The organism is Mangrovibacterium sp. (assembly GCF_059905295.1).
In genome coordinates this window covers 1-6,203 of the sequence record NZ_JBZQJF010000189.1, presented here as the reverse complement: position 1 = coordinate 6,203, position 6,203 = coordinate 1, and the positions used below count along the sequence as shown (strand labels likewise).

The window sequence follows — 6,203 nt, the reverse complement described above, 5'->3', positions numbered from 1 at the left end:
TTGGGGGGCATAAACCAGCATCCGTCTGAGTCCCCCGGTTTCGTGGGGGGCATAAACCAGCATCCGTCTGAGTCCCCCGGTTTCGTGGAGGGCATAAACCAGCATCCGTTTGGGTCCCCCGGTTTCGTAGAGGGCATAAACCAGCATCTGTTTGAGTCCTCCGGTTTCGTGGGGGGCATAAACCAGCATCCGTCTGAGTCCTCCGGTTTGGTGGAGGGCATAAACCAGCATCTGTTTGGGTCCGCCCGTTTCGTGGAGAGCATAACCAGAACCCGTTTGGGTCCGCCGGTTTAGTGGACAGCCTCTCAAAACTTGGAACTCGAAACTCAAAACTCGAAGAGACTTTCAAAAAAAAGCCACCAGCTGGCTGAAAGCTGGTGGCTACGGATTCTTAAAACTAAAAGATGCTATTTGATATTAAAATATTGCTGTTCGAAGTTGTAGCCATCGACAGCTAATTTCCAGTTTGAAGTTTTCGCCTGCGGGCAATCGAGGATAATTGTTTTTTCTGCACCCGGAACAACGGACACATAGTTGTCGTCTGCAAAAATTGGCAATACGCGTTCATTTGTTTTTACATCAACAATCGCTAAATGATTGAAGAAGGCAACCGGAGCACCTTCCGGGTTTTTCAACACAACTTTCACTTTGTTGTCCCCTATTTTAGTTGCTTCTACTTCCATTTTCGAAGCAGCTATATTTTGTAATCCACTGTAGTTTCCTTCCGCATTTGGATACCAGTAGAAGTTGTCTGAGATCAGCTTTTGGTTGCGATCCAACAGCTGTAACTGAAGGAAAGCACCATCTTTCGCCATACCGGCTTTGTTCAAAAATGATTCTACAGACATGATCTTTTTCACCGATGTAGGACCGCTGAAAACGAACACTTGTGTAATCGGGTATTCTTTCCCGGCCATATCATAAGCCTTGGCCACCAACATCAGGTCGTTCAGCTGGTCGAAGCTGTTGTTCACGATAGACACCATTTTGTCAACCGGGTTACACATCGCATGAATCAACTGGCTTCCCTTGCGAGTACCGAACAAGCAGGCATTTGGGTCGAGGTAGTAATCGTACATCTGACCGCGCAGGGCTGTCCAGGGGTTTTGAGTCTTCCAGATGATTGTTCCGGTATACCAATCCCACATGTGTGAGCTAAAACCTTCCTCCAGTGCGCGATATTGATTGTAGTTCACCAGCTGAGCAAGCTGTCCAAACTGCTCCATATTTTCAGCACCACCGTATGGTTTCATTGAATTTCCATACCCAATGTACTTATGATAGGTCCAAACTTCGTCGGTTACTGCTTCACTGTGGGCTTTTTCAACCGGAACCACCTGGTTTTCTTTTGGCAGGAATCGTTTCAGCGAAACGGCATCGCCAACACCAACCGAACCCACTTCGGAGTTAAATGGCCAGGTACGATGTTGCCAGAAAATTGAATCCGGTTGAATTCCGTAGGGACCATCACCGTTTCCACCAATGAAATTGTACGACATGCTGTCGGAGTTTGAATACTCGATAAACCAGCGGGTACCATCCAGCTCGCTCAACGAATCTTTCAAAGCAGCCAGTATATCATGCGGTGGAGTAATTTCATTACCACCACACCAAATGGCTAATGAAGGATTGTTGCGGATCAGCTTGATCACATCAGTTGCAGATTCAACAAATAAGTTGTGATCATCCGGATACTGACGACGAGTCCATTGATCGTCCTTTTTCATTGGATCGACCCAACGGCCGTTACAGTCACCCGACATCCAGAAATCCTGAATAACCAGCATACCGTATTTGTTACAAGCCTCGTAAAACTCGGGACGCTCAGGCAGTGCACCACCCCAAATACGAATGAGGTTCAGGTTCATATCGTGATGATAGCGAATTTCGGCATCGTAACGCTCCGGTGAAAAACGCAACATTGCATCCGAAATAATCCAGTTACCACCTTTGATAAATATTTTTTGTCCGTTCACCGAAATCTGCATGCTGTGTGTGTGGTCGTTCCATTTATGCTGAATTTCGCGGATACCTACGGGAATTGTTTCTTCATCCGACAGCTGACCATCCAGGTACACCTTCATAGTCATGGAGTACATATAATGGTCACCGTAACCATTCGGCCACCAAAGCTTTGGATTAGCCATTTCAATCGTTGGCAGTTTAACTTCAACTTTAGCATTTGCTGACAGTGAAACTTCCTTTTCAACTTTTTGACCGGCAATTTCAACAACTACTTTACCGGCAACTTTGGCATCGGTAGCATTCACCAATTCAGTTGAAGTTTCGATGAACGCAGGATCTTGTTGCACTCCCGGCTTACGAATACCCGGCACACGAGTCACCACATGCGGATTTTGCAAGTCAATAGCTTTTGTTGTTTCGATAGTTACCTTATCCCAAATACCGGTATTTCGGTCACGAATCGGCTGAATCCAGTCCCAGCCGGCAACATACTGAAGGGCAACATTACGCGCAATGGTACCGTCGCCACCTTGTCCTCCATTGGGGTTACCAACCACATCAACCGGGTAGACAATTACAGCCAGACGGTTATTACCATCAGCAGCCAACAGGTCGGTAATGTTGTATTCCTGGCGCAAATACATGCCGTAGTGACGCTCATCATTCACTTTTTTACCATTCAAATACACATCGCAGCTGTAGTTTACACCACGAAAGTTCAACCAAACCTGTTCACCTTTGGCGGCTTTTTGCTTAAAATCGTTGACAAACCAGTAGGTGTAATGATCACGACCTGTCTCGTAAATATCTTTGATTTTGTTGTTATTCATTCCGTAGAAGGGATCCGGAACTTCGCCCCACTCCAGCATATTGGTTAACACTGTGCCGGGCACGATAGCGGGTTTCCACTTTTTCAGGTTGAAGCTTGTCGCAGAGATTTCTTCTCCCGAAGCTTTCACTTTGGTCATCGGTGCACTCTTCCAGTTTTTGGCTAACTCCACAACACCAGCCGAAGCCAGAGACGGAGCCAGTGTAACAGCCAAAAGCATCAGCACTCCATAGAATTTTAGGGTAAAACGAGTCATTATATGTCCTTTCTTTAAAATCAAATGCAGATTTGTAAACTCACTATTTACAAGTCCTGGTTTTAGCAAAAGCCTTCGCGGCTCATTTTATGCAGGTTTATACCTGTGTTAGTAATTCCGGTCTTTCGTGATAAATCTTCACAATCAACTCACCAAACAAGGTGTTTGCCCAGGCAAACCAACTACGTGTAAAGTTTGTGGCATCGTCCATATTAAAGGTTTCGTGCATGAAACCAGTCCCCGCATGCGTTGAAATCAGGGTTTTCAGACACTGCTTAATCTCTTCGTTATCTTCCGAAGTCATGGCGCGCATCACAATACTCATCGGCCAGATCATTTCGGCCCCAACGTGCGGTCCGCCAATTCCTTCACCGGCTTTCCCCTTGAAATACCAGGGATTGGCATCACTCAGAACAAGCTTACGGGTATTCTGATACAAAGGATCTTCAATTTTCAAAGCACCCAGGTATGGTAGTGCCAGCAAGCTAGGGATGTTTGCATCGTCCATAAACAAATGGTTACCGAAACCATCCACTTCGAATGCCAGAACTTTACCAAAACCTTCACGTTTGGCTACCGCATATTTCTCGATGGCTGTGGCTACTTCTTTAGCCAATTCTTCAGCTTCGTTAGCCAATGCACCATCATTATAAATCGTTCGTGCTATTTCAGCCATGTGACCCAAAATTGTCACGGCAAAATAGTTCGAAGGAATCAGGAACGGCAAAATTGTAGCATCATCGGAAGGGCGGAATGAGGACACGATGAGACCAACCGGCTTAACCGGGTTCCCATAGCCGCCACAACACAATGAATCGGTTGGCTTAGGTGTGTTCCGGGTGAAATAATAATCACCTTTATCATGTTTCCGTTGCTGATCTTTAAAGGTGTCTAAAACAGAACGGAAGACTTTATGCCATTCTTCGGTAAAGCAAGTTTTGTTTCCTGATGTTTTCCAGTAGTGGTACAACAGTCGAACCGGGTAACACAGGGAATCGATTTCCCATTTGCGTTCGTGTAACTCCGGTTTCATTACCGTGTTATCACTATCCCACTCGCTTCCGGTAGCTTCTTTATTAAATGCGTTTGCGTAAGGATCAATTAAAATACATTTAGCCTGGCGGTTTAATACACCCTGAAAAAGTTCGTCCAGATCTTTGTCTTTGGTCACCAAAGGAAGGTAAGGCCAAACCTGTGCTGTTGAATCGCGTAACCACATGGCATGAATATCACCGGTAATCACAAATGTATCCGGCTTTCCATCAACCATTGAAAAGTCAACAGTTGTATCCAGCGTATTGGGGAAACAATTCTCAAACATCCAGGCCAATTCCGGGTTGGTAATTCCTTTTTTCACCTCAGCAATTGTTTTCTCAACTGCTTTACTGGTAAAATGACGTTTGCCAACCGGTGGACGCTGACTAACAAATTCAGCTTTTGCTGCATTTGCCGCATTCCAAATTGAACCGGTTAAAATCCCGGCTACTGCCAGCGAATTGTATTTTAAAAAATCTCTTCTTTCCATATTCAGTCTGATTGATTTATAGCTTTATCAATTATATCGGTCGTGTTTGAAACTTCTACTAAATCCAGGGGCCGAAGCCCCTGGATAACCCATTCTCACTGATCTAACCCAAACAAAAAATATGTAGAACGGATTATAAAACATGTTCAGTCAAACCCAAAAAAGACGACATGTTTTATGGCTGGCAACAGCTTTCAGTCTTTGCCATCGTCATGGCAGGAATGATTTTTAGCAGCTGCTCGCCGATTCCGATTTTATAACCGGAGGAGAACAAATAAACCTGCCCGCTGGCGTCAGTTAAAATCACCAACGGCAGTTTACCTTTTACATCTTCACCAAAATTCTTCATCAGCGCCTGCAACACATTATTGTCTTTGTCGAAACCACTGATGTAATTCTTTGGCAGCTGGTAGCTTTTCAATACAGGCTCCAACTGCGGACGATCTTCTGAAGCGATAAATACGAACTCCCCTGACCAGGCATTAAAGTGTTCGAGGTAATCCCCCAGATCGTTCAATATATGTTTTGAGGTTTCCTTATTAGGATCAAGCAGGGCCAACACCATATTCTTACCGTTGGCCACTTGATCCAATGAAACAACCATCTTATCGTCTGGCTTTAAAATATTCAATTGACTAAAATCCAAATGAGCAATTGCTTTCGGAGCTTTGATAGACTGACGTAAAGTGACCATCATTTTTTTCGTTTTACCCGGTTCAATCGTGAAGAAGTCGCAAGTGCTTAACACCGAACCATCTTCCAAACGGTTACCTGTTACCAGGTAGTAATCTCCGACCTCCAAATCCAGTTCACCAAACTGAGTAATCTTCCTGGTGAACGGATATTGAAGCGTGTGATAATTGCCATCAATCAATTTGCCAATTGTAAAATGTATCATGTACTGCGGCTCAATCGGATTGTCACCATTTTCCAAAACCAGTTTCCCGGTTTCAGGTACAGCAGGCATGTTGTCAATTAACTCAGCACGGATCCATTCTCCGTCTTTCCAGAACTCCGGCCACTCGGTTGCGGGGTTCAGGCGAGCAGGAATTCCCAAGGCCCGACAGGCAGCAACAAAGAAGAAATCGCGGGAGTGCGTATCCGAAACGCGCAGGTTGAAAACCGCCTTAGGACTTAACTCCGTGCGCGAATGTTTGTTTGCCATGTCGTTGATGGTAATATTTTGTCTGATCCACTTCGTCAATTGTTGCGGATCTTTTACAAATTCGTCCTTTTCTGCTGCGAAAGAATCCTGCAGGAATTTCCGCCAGTTGCGCAACATCTCGTTCGTTACACGCGGTGCCAGAACGTAATCAACAAAAATTTCTTCCGGCAATTTCGGATTGTGAATCGTATTTTTCAGATGTGTAGTTAAGATTGAAGCTTTTGTATCGCTGTAATCTTTATCTGAAATCCCTTTCAACAGATCGAGAACATGTTCGTCTTTGGCATTTTCACGCAAATACTGTTCAATTTCGGACCAGTTTCCATAGCTTAAATGAATCGCGTTCACAACCGGCTTTTCCTCTAATCCCAATTCTTTTGCCAAAGCTTTGCTCCAGGCTTCTGTTTTGAAAGTAGCCGTGTAACAAGTCCGGATTGAGTCTTCCAAAGCAAGGCGCTTTTCG

At 44.8% G+C, this 6,203-nt stretch carries 4 protein-coding genes; all 4 read right to left on the bottom strand.

All coding sequences use genetic code 11. From position 1 onward, the window contains the following. Nucleotides 1–231: hypothetical protein (locus AC37HE_RS10130; RefSeq protein WP_500782718.1), on the bottom strand; the 231-nt coding region annotated here is incomplete at its 3' end. 176 nt (nt 232–407) lie between these two features. After that, entirely contained in the window at nt 408–3,050 is a 2,643-nt protein-coding gene (locus tag AC37HE_RS10125; RefSeq protein WP_500782717.1) for a glycoside hydrolase family 2 protein, read from the bottom strand. A gap of 97 nt (nt 3,051–3,147) precedes the next feature. After that, on the bottom strand, nt 3,148–4,575 hold the full coding sequence (locus AC37HE_RS10120) for a glycoside hydrolase family 125 protein (RefSeq protein ID WP_500782716.1): 1,428 nt from the start codon (nt 4,573–4,575) through the stop codon (nt 3,148–3,150). Between the two features lie 175 nt (nt 4,576–4,750). Continuing rightward, nucleotides 4,751–6,203, bottom strand: a 1,453-nt coding sequence (locus AC37HE_RS10115; protein WP_500782715.1) for a transglutaminase domain-containing protein, incomplete at its 5' end; no start/stop codon positions are given.